General features: G+C 61.6%; 16 protein-coding genes and 2 pseudogenes. 2 read left to right on the forward strand and 16 right to left on the reverse strand.

All coding sequences use genetic code 11. The features are described 5' to 3' along the window. The 10 genes and pseudogenes from AC0KUR_RS35640 to AC0KUR_RS35685 form a co-directional block, all read right to left on the reverse strand. Positions 1-182, reverse strand: a pseudogene (locus AC0KUR_RS35640) (fasciclin domain-containing protein); the annotation flags it as partial. 55 nt (positions 183-237) lie between these two features. After that, positions 238-750: a TniQ family protein gene (locus tag AC0KUR_RS35645; RefSeq protein WP_473377216.1), complete on the reverse strand. Its 513-nt coding sequence runs from the start codon at positions 748-750 to the stop codon at positions 238-240. Beyond that, positions 743-1,612 (reverse strand): TniB family NTP-binding protein, encoded by an 870-nt coding sequence (locus AC0KUR_RS35650; RefSeq protein ID WP_473377217.1) that lies wholly within the window; start codon positions 1,610-1,612, stop codon positions 743-745. The genes AC0KUR_RS35645 and AC0KUR_RS35650 overlap by 8 nt, the downstream gene beginning before the upstream one ends. Before the next feature lie 11 nt (positions 1,613-1,623). Next, a complete protein-coding gene (locus AC0KUR_RS35655; RefSeq protein WP_373452962.1) occupies positions 1,624-2,529 on the reverse strand; it encodes a Mu transposase C-terminal domain-containing protein in 906 nt (301 codons plus the stop codon). 248 nt (positions 2,530-2,777) lie between these two features. Then, positions 2,778-5,759, reverse strand: a complete 2,982-nt coding sequence (locus AC0KUR_RS35660; protein ID WP_473377218.1) for a Tn3 family transposase — start codon at positions 5,757-5,759, stop codon at positions 2,778-2,780. Continuing rightward, a complete protein-coding gene (locus AC0KUR_RS35665; protein WP_473377219.1) occupies positions 5,756-7,435 on the reverse strand; it encodes a phage integrase family protein in 1,680 nt (559 codons plus the stop codon). Before AC0KUR_RS35665 ends, AC0KUR_RS35660 begins: the two co-directional genes overlap by 4 nt. 478 nt (positions 7,436-7,913) lie before the next feature. Further along, positions 7,914-8,696, reverse strand: a complete 783-nt coding sequence (locus AC0KUR_RS35670) for a hypothetical protein (RefSeq protein WP_011545438.1) — start codon at positions 8,694-8,696, stop codon at positions 7,914-7,916. Between the two features lie 185 nt (positions 8,697-8,881). Then, complete coding sequence (locus AC0KUR_RS35675) at positions 8,882-10,153, reverse strand: metal-dependent hydrolase family protein (protein WP_011695028.1); 1,272 nt, start codon at positions 10,151-10,153, stop codon at positions 8,882-8,884. 23 nt (positions 10,154-10,176) lie between these two features. Next, a complete protein-coding gene (locus tag AC0KUR_RS35680) occupies positions 10,177-10,962 on the reverse strand; it encodes an alpha/beta fold hydrolase (RefSeq protein WP_011545440.1) in 786 nt (261 codons plus the stop codon). Further along, a complete protein-coding gene (locus tag AC0KUR_RS35685; RefSeq protein ID WP_011545441.1) occupies positions 10,959-11,840 on the reverse strand; it encodes a fumarylacetoacetate hydrolase family protein in 882 nt (293 codons plus the stop codon). The genes AC0KUR_RS35680 and AC0KUR_RS35685 overlap by 4 nt, the downstream gene beginning before the upstream one ends. Before the next feature lie 120 nt (positions 11,841-11,960). Between AC0KUR_RS35685 and AC0KUR_RS35690 the strand changes: the two genes are divergently transcribed. Continuing rightward, positions 11,961-12,719 carry a FadR/GntR family transcriptional regulator gene (locus AC0KUR_RS35690; RefSeq protein WP_011545442.1) on the forward strand — a complete coding sequence of 253 codons (759 nt, stop codon included), beginning with the start codon at positions 11,961-11,963 and terminating at the stop codon, positions 12,717-12,719. A gap of 627 nt (positions 12,720-13,346) precedes the next feature. Further along, positions 13,347-13,589: pseudogene (locus AC0KUR_RS35695) on the forward strand (IS110 family transposase); the annotation flags it as partial. Positions 13,590-14,778: 1,189 nt separating this feature from the next. On the opposite strand, the gene AC0KUR_RS35700 reads toward AC0KUR_RS35695, so the two are convergent. From AC0KUR_RS35700 to AC0KUR_RS35725, 6 genes are all read right to left on the reverse strand, one after another. Beyond that, complete coding sequence (locus AC0KUR_RS35700; protein WP_473377220.1) at positions 14,779-15,747, reverse strand: ABC transporter permease; 969 nt, start codon at positions 15,745-15,747, stop codon at positions 14,779-14,781. A 10-nt stretch (positions 15,748-15,757) separates the two neighbouring features. Next, complete coding sequence (locus AC0KUR_RS35705; RefSeq protein WP_473377221.1) at positions 15,758-16,675, reverse strand: ABC transporter permease; 918 nt, start codon at positions 16,673-16,675, stop codon at positions 15,758-15,760. Next, entirely contained in the window at positions 16,672-18,240 is a 1,569-nt protein-coding gene (locus tag AC0KUR_RS35710; protein WP_473377222.1) for a sugar ABC transporter ATP-binding protein, read from the reverse strand. Before AC0KUR_RS35710 ends, AC0KUR_RS35705 begins: the two co-directional genes overlap by 4 nt. 8 nt (positions 18,241-18,248) lie before the next feature. Further along, the gene (locus AC0KUR_RS35715; RefSeq protein ID WP_051983598.1) at positions 18,249-19,238 is read right to left on the reverse strand and encodes a substrate-binding domain-containing protein; all 990 of its coding nucleotides are present in this window, start codon (positions 19,236-19,238) and stop codon (positions 18,249-18,251) included. A 95-nt stretch (positions 19,239-19,333) separates the two neighbouring features. Next, positions 19,334-20,398 (reverse strand): porin, encoded by a 1,065-nt coding sequence (locus AC0KUR_RS35720; RefSeq protein ID WP_235349218.1) that lies wholly within the window; start codon positions 20,396-20,398, stop codon positions 19,334-19,336. 128 nt (positions 20,399-20,526) lie between these two features. Then, positions 20,527-21,393 (reverse strand): alpha/beta fold hydrolase, encoded by an 867-nt coding sequence (locus AC0KUR_RS35725; RefSeq protein WP_473377223.1) that lies wholly within the window; start codon positions 21,391-21,393, stop codon positions 20,527-20,529. Between the last annotated feature and the right edge of the window lies 1 nt (position 21,394).

A 21,394-nucleotide genomic window follows, 5' to 3' on the forward strand; every position in this document is an offset into this window, starting at 1 on the left:
CCTTCGACCGTCTTCAGCGTTGCCTTGCCGCCGCCTTGCTCGACCGCCCTGGCAAGGTCGAATGCCGTGAGTCGTCCGGATACAACGTGATACGTCAACACCTTGACGAGCACGGCCTTGTTCTCCGGCTTCAATAACGTCTGCACCGTGCCGGCCGGCAACGCGGCGAATGCTGTAGGAGTTCACAATCAATGCTAGCCGTGCCCAAAGGAGTGCTAGCAATGTTCACTAATACTGCTAGCTTAGTGTTTTGCTCAGCCTAAGCGGTGGGCATCGATAACGTGATATCGCCCGCAGCGCGGCGTCGAAATTCGGAGCTCTGGCAAAAATCGATTGCGGAACAGTGTCGAGCAGGCTGTGGTGCACCCGGCAGTAGTCGGCTGACGGATCGAGCCACTCCCTCTTCCACCGTGATGCAGTGACATCGGCGTCGTTCAGAACAAGACATCTGAAGCAATACACCAAGTACTTCTGGTCGAAGACCCACTCATGCGGCGTCTGGATCATGCTCAGAATGCCGTCGTTGAGCCGCGCTACGCGAGATAGACGGCTCAAGGTTGGGGATGGAACTGGGGGAAAGAGGATCCAGCCGGCCTTGGTCAGGCTAGGCATCGCTACGCCGGTGCCCGATTCCCAGATCAAGTCTACGCTCGTCTGATACCGCGCCGCGATTCGACCCAACCAGCTACCAAACGCCTCTTCCAGGAAGGGGCGAGGTGCGATAGGCCACGGCCTGTGGGTGTCAGACATGCGCGCGGGCAACTCGTTCAAGGTGAGCGATATCGATGCACTCGTCATCGTTCCTGATCGCCAACTCTGCTGCTTCGTTGAGGATCGTAGATATGGCGCCAGTCAGCCCTCCGCTTATCTCGAGAACGAGCTGGACAATCTCACGTCGCGACAGATTCGATGGTTTTCGTAGCGGCAAGACTTTCTCGAACGCAGCCATGAGCCTGCGAAGACTTTCACTTTCCCTCCACCTTGGGATCTCGAATGGTCTGTAGCGGCTGATCATCTGTGAATCGGTCTGCAGCCCTAGAACGGCATCGCGCGTACCGACAAGGACCCTGCTAATCTGCAGGTCGTTGGCCAAGTATTTTAGAAGGTTCAAAGAGGCGCGTTGCTCACGGTACGTTCCGGCGAGCAGGTGATGAACCTCGTCTACGATTAGCATCTGCGGCGACATCCGCCGCAAGATGTCGCGCGCAAGCCGCTCGAGTGTGGCAAGCCCCGCGGCGGGATTATGTGGCGCACCGAGCTCAAAGAGCAAGGCGGCGTAAAAGCGGTGCTGATCGGGGGTGGGAGGCATCTGTACGCTCACGACCGGACACCGCTCTACCCCGGTTCTCTCGTCGAACTCACTGGGGTGCGCTCGCCTGAACTTGGCCGTTATCTTGGTTTTCCCGATGTTCGAGTCGCCGTGCAGCAGAAGACACGGCATGCGCTCTCGTCTCGGCGTGTCATAGAGCCGCTGCAGTAGCTGCAAGGCTTCAGTCGCTCGGGGATAGTCGATCCACCGGTCACGTAGCAGACTCTTTATGCGATCCTCTTTTCCGAGTAGGACCTGATCTCTTGCTGCGGGTAGCAGATGCGCGAAATCATCTTGCTTCATGCTGGCCCCCCCTACCACTGTTCAACGTCATACGCGGTAACTGGTGCGTCGTAGTTCACCTGCTCGACCTGCCGCTGTTCAGTGAGTGAAAGATCTTCGATGCTGCTCTTCGGAACCAAACCGCCAGCTTGACGTGCCATGCGGCGCCGCGCTCGAGTAGCCCGCTGGGAAGTGACGACCAGTTGTCGCTGCTGCTCAACAGTCTCGAATATCTCCCTCTCCGATACTGCCCGTTGTCCCCTAGCCCGGATAGCTCGCAAAGCTGCCCGCTGTTCGAATAGCGAGATGGGAGGCCGACGCAAGTCCGCGTATCGCACTTCAACGAAACTGCCTCTGCCAGCGCTTACGAAGATGCGCGAGAGATCTTCTGGGTGATAGCGGATCGTCACGGACCGGCGTGTTTCCCGCCATGCCGCGAACAAGGGATGCCAATAGCGGATCAGGAAGAGCTTGAGGCCGTCCCGTTGAATGGTCCGGGATGCGACTGGCAGGAACCGGATCAGAAACTTCAGTTCGGCATCCGGTTGAGTTGGCAAGCATCGTGAATCCGCTGCTCGCCATGTTTCCTGCCACTTTTGCGCGGGCTGAAGTCCCAACAAACCGCGGTGGGGGCTGCAGTGATAACGCCTGCCGATCTCGACAGCCAGCCACTGCTCGAACTGCTTCAACGTAAGTGAAGCTGTCTTTTCGGCCTGGCGCGCCTTGCGCCCTTTGACTGACGATCCAGTCGAACCAGGGAGGCCACGCACGCGCTCCATCAAGGTCCTGTTCAGCCGCTCGATGTGGCCACCAAAGTGCGGCTTGCCCACCGGTCGGTACATCAGTTCAATGCCGTACTCGCGGCATCCACTGCGAAGGGCACGGCTTTTGAATTCGGCCGCGTTATCAAGATGCAGCGTTCGAGGGATACCGCGCATCGGCCAGTCAGCCTCAACGCCTAGTCTTTCGAGCCACGGCTCTTTCCGCAGAACTACGCGCGAGAGGAGCAAGCTTACCGTCGCAGCCCCCGGCCTCTCCATTGCGACATAAAAGCCAAGCACACATCTCGTAGCAACGTCGAGAGCCACAGACAGCCACGGTCGACCGATAATCTGTCCGTCCAGTTCGCTAACAAGCAGGATGTGAGGGTTGGCCGGGAAAAGCAAATAATCCGCCACATCTCGAATTAAGCTGCTGATTTGAAAGCGAAATCGATGCTCGGATCGAGTGGTGGAACGGGGCGTTGCAGATCCAGCAGATAGTCCCCAAGTCGATTGATATGTTCCCGCCGATACGGTGACAGCACTTTGAGCACCTCGGCGTCGACCGGATGCCCCTTCTGCTGCAGCTCTTTCAGTTTGCGCGACATCCACTGCACGTTGTACAGGATCACCATGTTCGCGACGAGGTGGTTGTACTTGATGACCTTGCGCTGCTCGTGCCGGACGTTTTCCGCGATAATGCCTTCGCCGCCGAACATCAGCCACTGCGCGAAATCGTTGAACTGCTCGCTCTTGTTGGTGGCCGCGTGAATCGTACGACGCAGGTCGGGGTCATTCAGATACTTCAGCAAGAACAGCGTACGGATCACGCGCCCCAGCTCCCGGAACGCGAAATAGAGCTTGTTCTTCGTGCTTTCCGAGCCTAGCCGGCGCAGGATCGTCGACGGCGTCATCTTGCCCGCCTTGATCGACACCGCGACGCGCATCATGTCGGGATAGTGCCGCTCGATCAGATCCCAGTCAATCGCCCGGCGGCACAGGCTGTCGATGTGCGCGTACTTGCGACGCCGGTCGGCCTTGTACAAGACCAGATCCTTGATGTTGCGCATGCGCGGCATCAGGTTGATGCCCGTCACGTAAGACAGGCCGAACACGGGACCGCTCTGCGCCTGCGTATCGCCGTGGATCGTATCCGGCTTGATGTCTGCACCGTTCTGGATCAGGCCGTCGAGGATGTAGACGGCTTCATGAACGCCGCACGGGATGAAGTGGCTGAACAGCGCGATGTACATGTCGGACACGTGGTAGTAGCCGATCCCGCCGTATCCGCCATAACGAACGTGGTATTCGGACAGCAGGTTCTGCTCGTACAGGCTCCACTTGGTGCCGTCCGCCGACGCGCGCTTGCCGCTGCCCCAGTATTTCGGCAACGCGAACTGGTTGTACGCGTTGATCACCTTCACGATCGCCTTGTCGAGCCGCTCCTCGGTGACGTGCTTCAGATTCAGCCAGGCGACCTGCTTGCGGCTGAGTCCCTTCACCGAGCGTGCGGTTTGACTGGGACCGAGGTTGCAGCCGTAGCAGAACAGCGTCGTGATGAAACGCTTGCGCGGATCGTCGACCTTCGCGTCGAACCCGGACAGCGGGCCGAACAGTTTATGCAGGTCGAACCACTGCTCGGTTTCGGTGAGGAGATCCAGGATGCTGACCTGCGGCATCGACGCCGTGATGGCCTGATCGATCAGCGACCGGTTCGGCGGTTCGGGCTCCTTGCCCGGCTTGTGAATGACGAGTTCCTCATTGACGAACTCGATGCTGTCGTTTGCGGGGAAGTTCGCATCGGCCTCGTCGAGCGCCGCGTTCAGCCTGTCTCGCAGATCCTTCGCTACGCTCTTGCCGTCCGCGGGCAAGCCCACGATCTCGCAGTAGCGCGGCAGTTCACGCCGAAATTCCTCGTCGGTGACCTGATGCACCCGATAATCGTCGAAGCGGTCACTGCCCTCCACATAGAGGTCGCCGGAATGGAGTTCCCGCATGATCTGGCTGAAGACACCCAGCTCGAAGAACCGGCGGTGCAGCATCCGGCTGTCCCGTCTGTGCGGGAACACCGCGCGCTCCCACTTCTCCGGCAACCAGTCCAGCGGCAGGTTCGCGAGGTCGTTGTCGGTCAGCAGCAGGTATTCGCGGTGCGCGTTGCGGAAACCTTGCAGCCACGCGAGCGCGACCAGCACCGCGCGGTCCTGCGAGCTCGATTGCAGCGGCAGCACGTCCAGGCACTGGAACAGCAGCGAGCGCTGGGTGCGGTACGGCACGAGCATGAACGGCAGATCGAACTGCCCGGCATAAGCGATGTGCTCGTTGCATTGCGCGAGCGCTTCGGCCGGGTCGCCGAGCGCCTCGCGGATTTTCGGCAACCGGTTGCGCTCCGATACGCCCTCGTCCTGGAGAATCTGCAGGACATCCCGGAACTGCCCGACCAGCCCCTCCAGCACATCGGCGTGTTCAAGCTGGTATTTCTGCAGCCGGACCTTGGCGTAGGACTCGAGCTTGCGCACCACCTTGATGAAGATCTCGGCGACGTCATCGAGCGCCTTCTGCAACTGCGCCTGGATGAACAGCACTGCGAGCGCATGACGCTTCGCGGCCTTGAGCGAACGCAGTTCCGCGACGTCGAGCGCCCGCGCTTCGGTGACCAGTTGGGCCCGCTTGCTGACAGAGACGATCGCGGGCGGCGCCGGCAAGCCTTCCGCCAGTTTCCTGATCCCGTTGATATGTTTGAGGAAGCTGGCGATCGCCCGCGCGGCGGGTCGCTTCGGCTCCTGTTTCAGATCGTCCCAACCAGACTTGCCGGCCTTGACGACGAGCAGCGCCTCGATCCGTTCGATGAGGGTTGCATCGAGTGCGCCGGTGATGGCTTCATAGATCGCCGCGTTCAGATCGTTGCGCGCCTGCGTGGCGATGCGCTGCAGCGTCGCCAGCGGCGGCAGCTCGTACCGGCGGCGGACCAGGTCCTCGATCAGCACATCGATGATGTCGGGCAGTTCGATCTTTGTCCGGGCCTCCGCTGACGCGAGTTCAGTCAGCCACGCCGTCTCACCCGCATCAAACGCTCGGATGTCGAGCCAGACGCGCAGCAGTTTCTGGTGACGGATGCGGCTGCCGGACACGTCGTACCGCGCAATCGTTGCCCGGGACAAGGTGCGGACCCGCATCGCGATCCGGATGTGATCGATAATGACGGACTGCACATCCGCGAGCATTGGAAAGTACCCGAGACGCTGCAGCAACTTCAGTTGCACCATGATCAAGACGGCGGTCGCTTCTTGACGGGATTGCCGGCGTACGAATCGGATTTCCGCGGTGCTCGGCGTGAACGCAGCTTTCAGCTCCGCCGCGCCCGGCTCGGCAGGCAGCACCGGATAGATGGTCTCGTGGACGGTGCTCATGCCGGCGGCCGTCGCGCAAAAATCCGCTCGATCTGCCGGGTCCGCTGGACTTCGTCGTCGTCCAGGTAGATCGAGGTGGTCGTGATTGACGCGTGACGCAGGTTATCGCGCACGGTGGTAAGCGTCGCGCCGTTGGCAAGTGCGTGTGTCGCGTGCGTATGGCGCATCCAGTGCGGGGTCGCGCGCCGCAGCTTGCCGGCGAGCGCCGGGTGGTCCGCCTCGATGGCGTCGGCGGCGGCATGGAAGAACCGGCGCAGCACCTCCCTTAGGCGCGGCGTGGTGATGCCGCCGGGCGCATCGAGATGGCCGAGCAGCGGCGTGTCCGGCTGCCAGCGGGCTGAGGTTACCGGTAGTCCACGCTGAACGAGATATTGGTCCAGCGCGTGCGTTGCCAGCGGCGGCAACACCACCTTGCCGGCCTTCGCGCCCTTGCCGGTGAGATGCAGCCAACGCTCGCCGCGCGCGCCGGTTTCGATGCCGCCGAGCGTGACGCCGACCAGCTCGCTCGCGCGCAGGCCGGTCGCGTAACCAAAGTCGAGCACGAAGCGCAGACGCTGTGCGGCCGGTACCGTCCAGCCGTGCGACCGTTCGAGCCCGTCGGCGATGGTTCGGACCAGTTCCCACTCGCCGGCCGTAAAGGCCCTCGAGATGTCGAGTTCCCCGTTGCGCTGCGCCCCGCGCACCCTGAGACCCGCGAACGAATTCGCCAGTACGTAGCGCTGCTCGATCAGCCAGCGGAACATCGCACTGAGCACCGACAGGGTGTAGGCGATCGAATCCGGCGACAGCGCGCCCGTGAACGGACGCCACTCGGGCGAAGGTCGCGGCCGCGCCGGCGCGACCCAGCGGGCACGCGGCGTTGGATGGCGTAGGAAGGCGCGATAGGCGGTCGCATCCTCGCTCGTGAGTGAGGACAACGCCTTGCCGCGCTCGACGATAGCCCAGAGCATCAGGCGTTCGGCTTCCCGGCGATAGGCGCGTCGTGTTTCAGCAGCTTCGTATCGTTCGAGCCACGCGTTGATCGCCTGATAGTCATTATCGGCCTCGAGCGCGCACATTCGCTTCGGCGCGCGGAAAGTGCCGCGCGACCCATCGACTTCATGAGGTACGTGGATGCGTTCCCACGGCACCACGGGTTCTGGCGTCGCCACCGCGACCAGTGCGCGAGCCCGCTCAGTGAGCGCCGGATGAGCGGCAAAGAAGCCTTCGATCCAGCGCGCGCTTCGTTCACCGAGTCCGGGAATCACAAGCCACCACCGCCGGCGACGGGGAATGCGCACGGTCAGATCGGCCAGCGTCCGGATGCCGTGCCGGTGCAGCACTGCGACAACACGAGGCGACAGCCAGGCATCGACTGGATCGCTCACCTGCGGGTGCGGGACCGGCAGCGACGGCAGTGTGTCCAGCGCCTGGATCGCCGCCTTGCGGTGACGGCTCCGTTCGCCGGCCGCACACAGGAACGGCCGGGCCAAATCGGCGCGATGACGGCTGAGGGCGAAATCGGCGATCTGCCGGCGCATCCGGCCGATCACACCGCGCGCCGACTGACCCCCTCCAAGCGCGTGCGGACAATAACGCTCAATCGCCTCACGCGAGCCAACGCCCGCATACCACGCACGCACTGCGGACAGGGACGCGGCTTCGGGAAACGATGGTGGTGACAGATTATTCGGCATCCAAAAATTATAGGCGGTGGGATGACAACGGCGTGCCGCTCAGGTGTGACGCGTTTTGCGAAATGGCAGTTTCATCTAAAAATGTGACCCTATCGATAATAAAGGTTAGCGATAGCGATACATCTTGATGCTCGTCGGATTTTCAATCTCGCGCGTGCGTCTTGGGGTGCCCTCAGGACCCGGATTTTTTTTCGTACGCCAAGCGTCCAGCGCGGATGTCTCAAATGACTCTGAGTGCCCCGAAGGAGACAATCAATTTGACGACGCTCTAAATACCGTTCCAAAATGCGTAGCCGACATTCGCGCTGGAAATTCAACGCCTCGTCATGGACATGGGGTGGAATGATATTGGATGCCGAGTACGTGTACAGCGTCATTGATAGGGTGGACCAACTGTGAAAGCCAGAATTCGACCCACCTCGGTGGAATAGCGTTGATCACCTCATCGGCCGGCATGTTCGCCGGTCAACTAGTTAAATCAAAGCGTATACTTAAACATTATTTCCGGCATGTACTTGTTGTAGGTCCCACCGCCGACGGGATTGTTGTTGTAATGCATGAACTCGAAGCGAGCACCGAGTTGGTACTGCGGCTTGCCGAAGATCTCCCACAGAAGCTCCGCTCGCTCGAATACCTCGGTCCCGTTATGGTTAGAACCATTGATGAGCGACAGAAGGTTGAAGTGGAATTTCTGACCACCTACTTCGATAGGGTTCGAGAGCAGCACCGATCGCCACAGCCACGTATGCTTATCGAAGTTCGTGTTTCGGTAAAGCATACCTGACTCGAACCATGCGAAACCCGGGACCTTGAAATTGAGCGACAAGCCGTAGTTCTGAGACTCGAAATGGTCCGTATCGGGATAGCTTCCCCGCTCCCATCGGGCGATGAGCGATACGTCGGAAATCGGACCGACGGACAAGTCTTTCCCGAGCGTTTTTCCGAAGCTAAGTCGCGGGTTAAACACCAGAAGGTTCTGGAAGTTCGCGTTACTGAACGGAGCGCCAACGTTGTTGCCATGGTAAAGCTCGGCGTCGAAATAGATATCGCCAAACTGATTGCCGCTGAAGTGTTCAAATTGATACGTCTGCAGGTTCCCGTTGCCTGTTCCATAGCCATAGATAGGATCCGGGCTAGAACGATTCGTGTACAGGAAGTTGAAGTTGTTGACGGCGAAATTCTGGGCCATCGCGGACGTACTGAGGAAGCCAACCAGCATCGTGATGAGCACCCTCATCCATGATCCAAAATTCTTGTCCATATCGTCTCCTTAATTTATTAGTATAACTAATGTATTAAACGCGCCGCGCTGTATCACGTCCCACGGTGAGATCTTTGCCTTACCTACATGCGGGATTCCGCCGCTTGATTAGTCAGCTTCTGAGAACCGTGCGCGAGCACGAGCGTGCCTGACGCGCTCGTGCTGCATCGTGCTTCCAGTCTTGATTACAGTTGCTCGAGCTGATGCTGAAGCCCGGACCCGCCCTTACGAAACTCGCCTGCTTGCAGCACCGCGACGATCTTGGCCGGATCTTGCAGAACCTTCAGATCGTCCAGTGGATTTCCGTCGACGAACACGATGTCGGCCACGTATCCGTCGCGGATTTGCCCGATTTCGGAGTGCATCATGACGTCGCTTCCCAGGCGGGTCGCGGCTAGCAAGGCCTCTTTCGGCGTCATGCCGATGTACTTGACGAAATGTTCGAGGTCGCGGGAGTTGGTGCCATGCGGCATCCACGCGAACCCGTAATCGCCTCCCGGCGCGATGCGAATTCCACGCTTGTGCATTTTGGTGAGCGTCTCGGAAGCTATCTCCAGTTCACGTGCATAGCCCATCTTCGTTGCGATCGCTTCGGTGATACCCCACTGCTCCGCGTGGTAAAGCGTACTTACGAGCCAGCCGATCCCCGGGGCGACGATATGCCTGTCCTTGTTCGCTTCCAGCATGTCCAGGGCTTCCTCGTCCGCGAAGCTTGCGTGAAAGACCAGTTCAAAGCCGTGTCGGACACACTGCTTCACTGACTCGCTCGAACGGGCATGGGCTGCTACACGTTTGCCGGCACGTTTCGCTTCGGCGCTCAACATCGCGATTTCTTCTTCCGAGAACGGCGATGCTTCGGCCGGAATGCCGGCGATATACTCGCCGGAAAGGTTGATTTTCAGGTGATCAACGCCGTACTTCACAAACATGCGAGTCGCGCGGCGGACCTCTTCCGGACCGCTGACAACCTCCCCGAAGTTGAGCTCACGATACGGGAGGTGCGGAAGCGTGTTGTCGCCCAAGCCGCCCAACGTCGTGATTTCCTGACTGCCCGCGAGATAACGCGGGCCGGGAAATTCGCCCGCGTTGATAGCGTTGCGCAACACGACGTCGAGGCGCGGCTTGGCCGCCGCGGCTCCGAGCGCCGACGTAAAGCCCATGTCCAGATAGCGCTTTGCGACCCGTACACACCAGAGAATATGCTCCTCCGGCGGCATGAACTGGATAGCCGCAAGCGTCGGCTGGTCGTTCCACGAGAAGTGGGTGTGTGCTTCCGTCATGCCGGGCATGACGAACTTGCCTCGACCATCGACGATCTGCGCGTCTGCGGGGCGCATGACGTCGCCGCCTTTCGACACAGACTTGATTCGATCATTTTCGATGAGGACTTCGCCTTTATAGGGATCTGCTCCGCTCCCGTCGAAAATGTTGACGTTCGTAAATACGATCTTGCTCATGTCTCCTCCAAAGCCTCAGCGAATTACTTGTCGTTGTCGTAGAACGCCTTGAGTTCGGCGATGCACTCGGCGGGCTTCTCGAACGTGGTCCAATGGCCGCAGCCGCGAAGAACCGTCAACGTACTCCCGTCAATTCGCTCGCTCATATTTTTGACCAGCGCGGGCTGACCAACCGCATCTTCGTCCCCCGTCACGAGCAGCGTCGGGACCGAGATTTGATCAATTGCTGCCTCGCTCGCTTCGGACAGGGCCAAGCAACTTTGTGCATACCCCTCCGGGGACTGACGCATGACGCTTTCGCGAACAAGCGCGACCGTCACCGGCCGCACGGACTTGGTCTCGACGCTGGTAGCGCCTTTGACGATCGCATCCGCGATCTCTTGGAGGCCGGCAATGCCTCGATCGCGGCACAGCGCTGCGCGCGCCCGTATCGCGGGCCGGCCTTGGTCTGGTGGCGCCAGCAACGGCCCAAAGAGCGCGAGGCTGCGGACGAGATGAGGATGTTGGACTGCGAGATGCTGAGCCACGATGGTACCCATCGAGTGTGCAACGATGTGGGCCTGCTCGATACCGAGTTCGCTCAGCACATCGGCCACCCGGGACACGTACAGTTCGATGGACAACGGCTCGTTGGCTAGCGCTGAACGCGCGCTACCGGGCAAGTCGAGTCGGACGACACGCATGCCCCCAAAGGCTTCCAGAACCGGGGTCCAGTTGTTCGAGGAGCCACCGAGTCCGTGGATGCACACGACGGGCTGACCTTCCCCGGTTATCTCGACGGCAATATCTCTGATGAGGGTCGTCGTCATTCGCCCACCTCATTCTCGAGTACACCGACGTTCTGGATCTCGATTCGGATCACATCACCCTTCTGCAGGAATTTGGGTGGATTGAAGCCGATACCGACGCCGGCCGGGGTACCGGTCGCAATCACATCACCCGGCTGAAGTTCGATGCCGGCCGACAGGGTTTCGATCAGCGTCGGGATATCAAAGATCAGCTTGGACGTGTTGGAGTTCTGACGCAATTCGCCGTTCACCCAACACTTGATGTCGATGTTCTGGCCGTTGACTTCGTCCGACGTGATCACGAACGGCCCCATCGGACAGAAGCCGTCGAGCGACTTTCCGAGGAACCACTGGCGGTGAAGCTTCTGAAGATCCCGAGCGGTGAAGTCGTTGATCACGGTGTAGCCGAAGACGTAATTCATTGCGTCCGCCTTCTTGATACCCCGGCCGCCCTTGCCGATCACGACACCCAGCTCGGCCTCGTAGTCGAGCTGAGCGGTCACGCCGACATGTCGTGGGATCTTTGCCGACGGCCCGATCACCGTCGACGCCGGCTTGGTGAAAATGACCGGCGCCTCCGGCGCGTGCTCGCCGTTCTTTGCGCTGCTGTCGAATCCCGAGTTCTGGAACTCGGCCGCATGCTCGTGATAGTTCTTGCCGACACAGAAGATGTTGCGACGCGGCTGATCGATCGGGGCCAAGATGGTGGCCTCCGCGAGCGACAAACCGTTCCCCGTTGGCTTCAGATGCGGTTTGACTTCTTCAAATTGTTGGACCAATTGGACCATATCGCCGTCAAATTGGGGGACCAACGATTGGACCGGCCAGAATCGAGAATGAACGATATCCACAATCGAAATTGTCTTCTTTCCCGCCACATTAAGGTTAGCCAGCTTCATGAGATCACTCCTGTTCGCGAGTCCAATTGGTTGAAAGTGCTCACACTGTAGAACCAAAGTGGACCGAACGCAAGTACGGGTAAACCAAACTCCTGTCCAATTGGTACTACATGAGCTAGAATGGCAACCACGAAATCCCGGAGGAAGGTAATGAGCGAGGTAGAAGCAACCAGCTCTGTACGAGCAGCGGGTGCAAGGGCATTAGCTGCTTACCTGGTCGAGGAGATTGCGACCGGTCGTATGGGCGATGGCATGAAATTGCCCGCAGAGCGGCACCTCAGTGAGCAATTCGGCGCCTCCCGCGGTGCAGTGAGGCGCGTCCTTCAAGATCTAAAGGATCGCGGGCTGATCACTCAGTCCGTGGGTAGCGGAACCTACGTCAAGGCAGGAGCCGCCCTTGCACTTCCAAAATCGGTCCGGACGCAAGCGCAAGCTGATGAACAAGGCGTCTCGGTGCATCAAACCAGCCCAGCTGAACTCATGGAGGCTCGTCTGCTTATCGAGCCCTTGATGCCGAAATTGATCGCGCGGAATGCCACCAGCGCAGACTTTGCGAAGATGGCGGAGTGCATTGAGCGCTCGGAGGCGGCGGAAACGGTCGAAGAGTTCGAACACTGGGACGGCGAACTGCACCGTGCGTTCAGTATTGCGACGCACAACTCATTCTTCATGCAGATTCTTGAGCTGATGAATCGTGTCCGCGAGCAAGGCGAATGGGGGCGGCTCAAGCGCCTCTCGTTGACACCAGGTCGTCGCGAAGAGTATCAGGCTCAGCATCGCGCGATTGTTGAGGCGTTACGAGACCGTGACGCAGAGGCGGCTGCCAAGGTTCTGACAGAACACCTGGGGCAGATCCAGCACAATCTATTTGGCTCATGAAATTGAGCCACATTAATTTCGCTGTCCGGCGGCCGGAGCATTCAGCCCGGACATTTGTTCGCACCTGCCATCGCCGATCGGTAGCTTTGCCACGCGAATAGAAATGATGCCGCACGGTGCTGCCGGATGATGGCGTCCTATGCGCGCTGGCGCAGAAGCCACGAAGTCGGCACTTCGACATAGGTCCGAGCGGCCGCTCGGTATTGGGGCTTGGACATCCGGAATTTTGCCGAACGCTCCTTGGACTGACTGCTTCGTGGCCGATTCTGTTGAAAAACTCGCTTCTCGCCGTGATGGGACCGCTTAGCTAAAAATCGACCGTTCAGATCGACCTATACGCCACTCATGAGCATCGGTTACGGGTAAGAGGACCCCTGAAAACCAGGCGGAGCCCGCGATAGAAGAGTTTTTCAACAGTATCGGCCGGCAAGCGACATCGCTTGGCGTGCGAAAAATCCGAATCTTGAGCACACCCCGTACGGGCGGGGGCGCATTAACCGGCTCGTGGACTATCTGCTGGATCTTCAACGCCCCGGTCCACCGCTCGATCCGACCATCGACTTTTTTTATTTAGATCAGCTGCTTAGATCGAGATGTGGCGGATTTTTTACGAATCCCGGCCAGACCTCATCCATCCGCGGTGAGCATCCGTCCAGACGCGGCAACAAGGTACTCAAGCGCGCCTTGTTCCTATCCGCCTTCGCGGCCTTACGAGACCCAGTCTCACGGGCCTATTAGTCCCGCAAGATCCAGCAAGGCAAGCGCCACAACCAAGCACTCATCGCGCTGGCACGGCGACGCTGCGACGTCCTGTTCCCAATGCTGCGCGACGGAACCATTTACCAACCCAAGTCAGCCTCTAACGCTTGACGAACAACATCGGGGCACCCCCCGCGCCGATCAACCGCCACCTTTCCTTTCCCACGCCCATCGCCTGTACGAGCGACACGATGCCCAGCAGTAACGTCATCGACGTTACCAAGATCGGCACGGATCCCCGCAGCAGCAGCGTCTACCACCGCCCGTCACAGCGACAAGCCGCAACTGTTGCCAGAGGGATCTGGCCTCATTGCTACCGCCTTCCGCTTGCGTCAGGTGTATTCGATAGCAACCCACCTGCGTCAACAAGGCGCGCTACGGCTTTGGCACGCTATATATGTGCCAGCATCGAGGCGCTCCCGGAGCGACAAGCCGCATTTTGGCTCTGCCGATGCGGCTTCAATGAATAAATAAAAACCCAATGCGACCGAAGAAAATCGCCGACGAACCCAAGATTTAAAATGCACCGCATCGAGCTGCCCTCAATCGCACACTCGTACTGTCAATATGTAATGTTTGCCACACCGCCAAGCGCGGCACCGGTGACATTGGCTGCTCCTCCCAGTGCCGCACCAGTTATATTGGCAGCTCCACCGAGCGCCGACCCGACAATGCCTTGGGCTTGAGCAGACGCGCTTGAGTCAGCGCAACGGTCACGACACTCGTGAATACTAGAATCAATGCTTTTTTGCTGATGAACATGTGGCACCTCTTGCCGGATAATTCTTTATACATCTGACAATTAAATCAGGCTAACTAAGTATCTTGGCGGCAATGATCGTCTGCCATACACTATACAGAATGTTCACCAATTGACCGATAAAGATTTTCCTATCAATTGCCTCGAAAAACGTCGTAAATCATAATAAATAAGCGACATTATATTCAACAGGTTTTAAAACGGGCAGCTTTTCCATAACTCCGCAACGCTTGATCGACTATGCTAAGATACCTACCGGCTGGTGTCGGCGCATGACCCTCCGTATGAGGCGATTCATCTCAATCGGTCGCCCGGCTACCGGCATTTCCTTGGCGAGTGCGACTTTCCAAGCGCCGGCGGCGTAGCAATCTAGATTGCCCCAGAACTGCACCCAGCCCCACAGTCACTAGCCAACCGAGTGTCCTCGTCCATTCGCCGTTATCCGCGAGCCCGGCGCAAACGACCGCAGCCATTGTCAATGCGACCGATACCAGCGGCAGTACCTTGTACCCGCTCATTCGCTTTCTCCTGTCGTACGCATCACGCGCCTCCGCCACGTAACGAATACGCGAGCGCCGCGAAGCCGATGATCGCTCCCCGCAGCATCAGGTGTCCTGCTTCGCCGAGCCCGAAGCTCGTCAGAAAATTGAACAGGAAAACGACCATGAACGCAGCGATCGCCGGCCCGGCCATCCCGCCGCGCCCGTCGCCGAAGGTCACGCCACCCAGCACCGCAGCCGCGAGCGAATTGAGCGCAAGGTCCTTGCCGAGCGTCGCACTGCCGACGCCGACGAAGCTCAGCAGCAGCAACGCGCCGCACGCCGACATGACGCCCGACACGACATGCACGATGAAAATCACACGCAGATGCGGCAGCCCCGACAGCTCCGCCGCGCGCGGACTGGAGCCCACCGCATCCACCACCCGCCCGAATACGGACCGCCGCATGAACAGCGCCACCGCAACGAGGATCGCGAGCCACGCCAGCGGCGCGACCGGCACCCCGCCCGGCCGGGCCGCGCCGATCGTGGTCAACAGCTCGGGCGCATCGCCCGATGCACGGAACTGGCTGATCGCGATGACAATGCCCGACAAAATCATCGACACCGACAACGTGACGATGACAGCCGAAGCGCGCCGGTAAGCGATCAACAGGCCGTTGAACGCGCCGACCGCCGCGCCGAACAGCACGCACAGCACACACGCGAGCGGCGTCGGCATCGTCAGTATCCCGCTCGTCAGCAAACACGATACGGCCGCCATCACGCCGCCCACGGACAGATCGAGCGAACCGCAGCGCATCGTCAACGACTGCCCGATCGTGACGATGCCGAGCGGGACGGCCTGCCGCAAGATCAGCAGGAACAGCAGCGGCGAAAGCAGGTTCGGGCGCACGAGATACGCGCATCCGACCAGACACGCGGTGCCGGCATACGCGGGCGGTAATGCCAGGCACCAGCGCACGCTGCGTTGAAACGGCGCCACCACGGGCGAGCGTGCCAAAACCATCGATCTCATGTCATAACCCCACGGTTTTTCTGCGCTGCGCGCCGACTGCCAGCAGCAGGAGCATCCCGACCGCCACGCTGGCCAGGAACGGCGAGATGCCGAACAGATTCAGTCCATTGGTCAGCAAGCCCAGCGTCGCCACGCCCACCAGCACGGCCGCGACTCCGCCTACGCCGCCCGTCAGTTGCACGCCGCCGAGCGCGACCGCCGCCACCGACTCGAGCGCGAACTCCGCGCCGATCGTCGGATCGCCCGCCGACACGCGCGCAGCCAGGTAGATGCCTGCCGCGGCCGCCATCAGCCCGCACAGCACGTGCGCCGCGATCGTCGTCGCCCTGACGCGCACGCCGTTCAAGTGCGCGCTGTGCGCGCCGGCGCCGATCGCATGGAAATGCAGGCCGAGACGGCAGCGCGCGACGACATGCCACGCAAAACCGATCGACACCGCGCACCACGCGAGCGACAGCGGCACGCCGTACAGGTTGCCGGACGCAAGCCAGCCGAGCGCGGGCGCAATCTGCCCGCCCGGAACCGGCAGCACCAGATAGCACACCCCCTGGAGAATCGTGGCCGTGCTGAGCGTCGTCACGAACGGGTGAACGTTGCCGATCGCCACGCCGACCCCGTTGAGCAACCCGACCGACGCACCCGCCAACAGCGCGAGCAGCACGCCCGACGCGGGATCGGGCTGCATCGCGACGATGCAGCTCGCGAGGCTCACGACGGAGCCGACGGACAGGTCGATGCCGCCTGCGAGCGTCACGAACATCTGCCCGAGCGAGACCATCAGCAACGCGGCGATCTGCCCGCTGAAGTTGACGACGTTCTGCATCTGGCGGAAATCCGGCACCGCGACCATCAGCGCGATGCACAGCAATAGCGGCAGGCTTGCCGCGTAACGCGTCACCCCGGTGCGAGTGGCCTTCATGCCTCCTCCCCGTTCACGGATGCGCGACTGCCGCGATCCGGCGCCGGCTCCGTCAACGCGAATGCGAGCAACTGCTCCTCGGTGGCCTCCGCGGCACGCACGTCCGCGACGAACGCGCCGTTGCGCACCACCAGAATGCGGTCGCACATACCGATCAGTTCCGGCAGGTCTCCCGACACGGCGAGCACGGCTCCGCCCTCTTCCGCGAATCGCCGCAGCAACGCGTAGATCTCGGCCTTCGCGCCGACGTCCACGCCGCGCGTCGGCTGCTCGACGAGCAGCACGTTCACGCCAGCCGCGAGCCAGCGCGCAAGCATCACCTTCTGCTGGTTTCCGCCCGACAGCGACTGCACGGCGTCGGCCGGCAGCCCGCGCAGCCGGATCCTGTCGATCCATGCCGCGACGACCGACGGCGCGCAGTGCGCCCGCCGCCAGAGCGGCCGGCCGCGCAGGAAGCCGAGCGCGATGTTGTCGCGTACCGAGAGGCCGAGATACAACCCTTCCGACTTGCGGTCTTCCGGCATCAACGCAATGCCTTGCCGCACCGCCGCCTGCACGCCGCGCGCGGGGTCGTGCCGCGCCATCGCGCCGTGCCGATCCGCGATGCGGATCTCGCTCTTCGCTGGTACGTCGATGCCGGCGAGCGTCCGCAGGATCTCCCGCTGGCCATGCCCTTCGAGCCCCGCGATGCCGACGATTTCGCCGCGGCCGACCCACAACGAAACGTCGGGGCCGCCCGCGCGCACCGACAGCGACGCGACGTCGAGCGCCGGCTCGGCGCAGCTGGCGCGCCGACGCGGCGGAAACAGCGCCGTCAGTTCGCGCCCGACCATGAGCTGAACCAGCCGCCGCTCCGACAGGTCGGCAGCGGCGTGAGTCGCGACGTGGCGGCCGTCCTTCAGCACCGACACGGTGTCGCAGAAGCGAAAGATCTCGTCGAGCCGATGGCTGATGTAGAACACCAGCTTGCCTTCGTGCCTGAGCCGCACGAGCACCGCTTCGAGTGTGTCGATCTCAGCGCGGTTGAGCGGCGCAGTCGGCTCGTCGAAGATGAATACGCCCGCGTCGTCGACGAGCCCCTTCGCGATTTCCAGCATCTGCTGCTCCGCGATCGTCAGATCGCCGCAGAGCCGTTTCGGCTCGAGCGCGACGCCGCCGCGTTCGAGCACCTCGACGGCATTGCGCACGATGGCGCGACGGTCGAGCGCGCCGTACCGCCGCGGCTCGCGCCCCAGGCAAAGATTCTCGGCCACCGTCAGGTTCGGCAGGATCGCCAGCTCCTGAAACACCGTGGATACACCCGCGCGTCTTGCCTGCGCGGGCGTCGCGAGCCTCACGCGCTCGCCGTCGACACGGATCTCGCCCGTGTCGGGCAGGTGGACGCCCGACAGCAGCTTCATCAGCGTCGATTTGCCCGCGCCGTTCTCGCCCGTGATCGCATGAATCGATCCGCGCTCGCCGGCGAGCGTGACGTCCGTCAGCGCATGCGTGCGGCCGAATGCCTTCGACACGCCGGTCAGCGCGACGCGCGCCGGACGCGGCGTCGTTCCCTGTTGAATGGTCATCGCGCGCCTCAACGATGGAACAACTGGGTCAGCCTGGCGTCCGGCAGCGTCGACGGAAACCAGTAGCCGTCGTTCAGGTCCGGACGAAGATAGCGATCGAGCGTCGCGTTCGTGATCGGCGCGGGTGCGGAAAAATACGCGCGGTACAGCGGCTGGCCCTGCAGCAGCGCGACCGCCGCGCGCACGGTGGCCGCCCCGAGCCCCGGCGTAAAGATCGGCGCGACGCTCTTCACGCCGGAGCGCTTCCAGACGCGCAGAAAGCCGTTGTTCGCCTCGCCGGTCATCGGCACCAGCGGCTTGCCGGCTTCCTTGAACACGTCGATGCACGCGCGCGTCATCTCGGCGCCGGAGAACCAGATGCCGTCCACCGGCTGCCCCGACAGCACGAGGTTCTCGCAGAGCTGCTTGCCTTTCACGTAGCTCCAGTCGCCAAATACCTCGTTGGTGATCTTCAGCCCGCACCCATCGACTGTCTTGCGGAATCCGTCGTAGCGAAGCTGCTCCTCGTCGACGCCTGCCACGCCGCGAAACGCCCAGATCCTCCCGTTGCCGTGCAGTTCGTTACAGAGGAATTCCGCGCCCTGGCGGCCGAACACCCGTCCGCCGCCCATGATCTCCACCGTCGACTTCGTGTTGCCGCCGTACGCGCCGAACGTCACGACCGGAATGCCGCGCTGCGCCGCCTCCGCGATCAACGGTGCACCGATCGCTTCGGAAATCGGCCCGATGATCAGCAGGTCGATCTTGCGCGTCAGCAGATCCTCGACGTCCGACACCTGCTTCGCCGCCTTCCAGTCGGCCTCGGTGAAGATGAACTGGCCGATCTCCTTGTGCAGCGCCGCCTCGTCGCGCATTTCCTGGATCATCTGCACGATCCAGCTGTTGCCGACGCCGGCGAACGACACGCCGATGCGCCACGGCGGCGCCTTCTTGAACGCGTCGCGCGGTGTCTGCTGCGTCGACGTCGGGGACAGCAGATCGCCCGGTAGCAATTGCATGTCGGCAGCGTGCGCGCTGAACGCTGCGCACCCGATCAACATGCCACCCAGCGAGAGTGCGAGTTTTCTCATCACGACATTCATGTTCGTCTCCTTCAGAACGCGTGGCGGATGCCGACGACGGCCCCGCTCGTCGAGCCTTCGCTTGCGTAGAGCGCACCGTTCAGGGAAAGCCCCGTATTCATCTTTCCGTGGTTGTTGACGAACGCGAATTGCCCGTACAGCGTCGTGCGCTTGGACAAGAAGTATTCGACGCCGACGCCGGTCAGGATCGAATGGTTGGCCGTGTCGTTGCCGTCGCTCGTGTACCACGCGCCGGCGTCCACGTTCAGCGCCGGCGTGACGGCAAAGCTCAGGCCGCCGCCGTATACGCGGTTGTCGAACGAGCCGGCCAGCTTGTAGTTCACGAACGACGCTTTCGCGGTCAAGCGGCCGTATGTGTAGCCTGCCCCGATCGTGCGTCCCGTGAAAGCGACCGTGGTCGGTACGGGTGTCGACGCCGCCGTGCCGCCCGCGTTGCCGCTGTAGAGCGCCGTATCGACCGTCAATCCGCCGATTTCGTATTTCAGTCGCGCGCTGTATTGCCGCCCCGCCTGGAAATTGCCGGGCTCGCCGCCCAGCGCGAGCATCACGCTGCCTTGCAGGCCGGCGATGACCGGGCTCGTATAGGAAATGGCGTTCGGGTTGAACAACCCCGTATCGAGCACGTTGCCGACGTAGATGACCGCAGCGCTGCCGAAATACGACACGTTGCGCGGGTCGGTGTTGATCAGCGACAGCACGAACGGCGAATACTGCACGCCGGCCTGCACCGTGCCGAGGTCGCTCGTCAGGCCGACCCAGGCCTGGCGGCCAAAGAAATTGCCGTTCGAATTCGCGATGCCGCCGTTCGCCATGCTGATGCCGCTCTCGAGCGCGAAGATCGCCTTCAGGCCACCGCCGAGATCCTCGGTGCCCCGCATGCCGAATCGCGACCCGGCCGTGCCGCCGTCGATCATCGAGAACTGATGCGCGCCGCCGCCCGCGGTGCGGCTCGTATAGAGCAGCCCCGCGTCCAGTATGCCGTACAGCGTGACGGCGCTCTGCGCGTATGCCGATGAAGCCACCATGCCGGATGCCGCGATGGCAAGCGCGATGGTCCGACTGCCATGATTTTTCATAACCTGTCTCCTAACCGATCAATTCGTTTTTATATTTCGCATACCTTATTTATTTTTCGACTTCTTTCCTCCTTCGATGCCGCTTCACGCGGCATCAGATCATTGTCTGCCCCTGAACGAGGCCCGCCCTAGCCCGTCACGCGCGTGACCCACGCGATCAGGTTCGCGATCACCTCGTCGCGGTTCGTTTCGTTCAGCACTTCGTGTCGCGCGCCGCCGTACACGTGCGTGGACAGATCGCGGAAGCCGACCTGGCGCAGCCGCGCCACGAGCGGATCGAACCACGCAAGATAGCCGTTCACCGAATCCTGGTCGCCCGTGAAAAGATAGAGCGGCAACTGCTTCGGTAAGCGCTCGAACTGCGCGGGATCCGACGTGCGCAGCCCGTGATCGAAAATCGAGAACAGCGACGCTTCCGTCAGCGCGAAGCCGCACAGCGGATCAGCGAGGTACGCGGCCGGCACGGCAGGCTCGCGGCTCAGCCAGTCGACCACAGTGTCGGGCGCCGCGATCGCCGCATTCGCGGTTTCCAGCGTCCAGCCGGAACGCCGCGGGTCGAGAAGTTCGAGCGCACTCGTGCCCGACAGGGCGAGCCCGTCGAGCAGTGCGCCGTGATCGAGCAGGTAGATCTGCGCGGCGAACGAACCCATGCTGTGCGCGAGCATCACGAGCGGCACGCCCGGATGACGCTCGCGCAGATGGCGGCTGACGGTCGCCATGTCGTCGACGAGCGCGTTGAATCCGCCCGGGCCGAAATCGCCGAGCGTGCCGTCGTCCAGCGCCGCCTGGCCATGGCCGCGGTGCTCGGTTGCATACACCACGTACCCTTCGTTCACCAGCGCCTGCGCGACGTGCCGATAGCGCCGCGAGTGCTCCGCCATGCCGTGCACGATCTGCACGACGCCGCGCACCGGCAGCGCGCCCTGCCAGCGGAATGCCTCGATGTGATGCCCGCCGGCCGCATCGATCCGGAATGTGGATTCGGTCGTTGTCATT

It is taken from the genome of Burkholderia sp. YHN3-13, assembly GCF_055810675.1.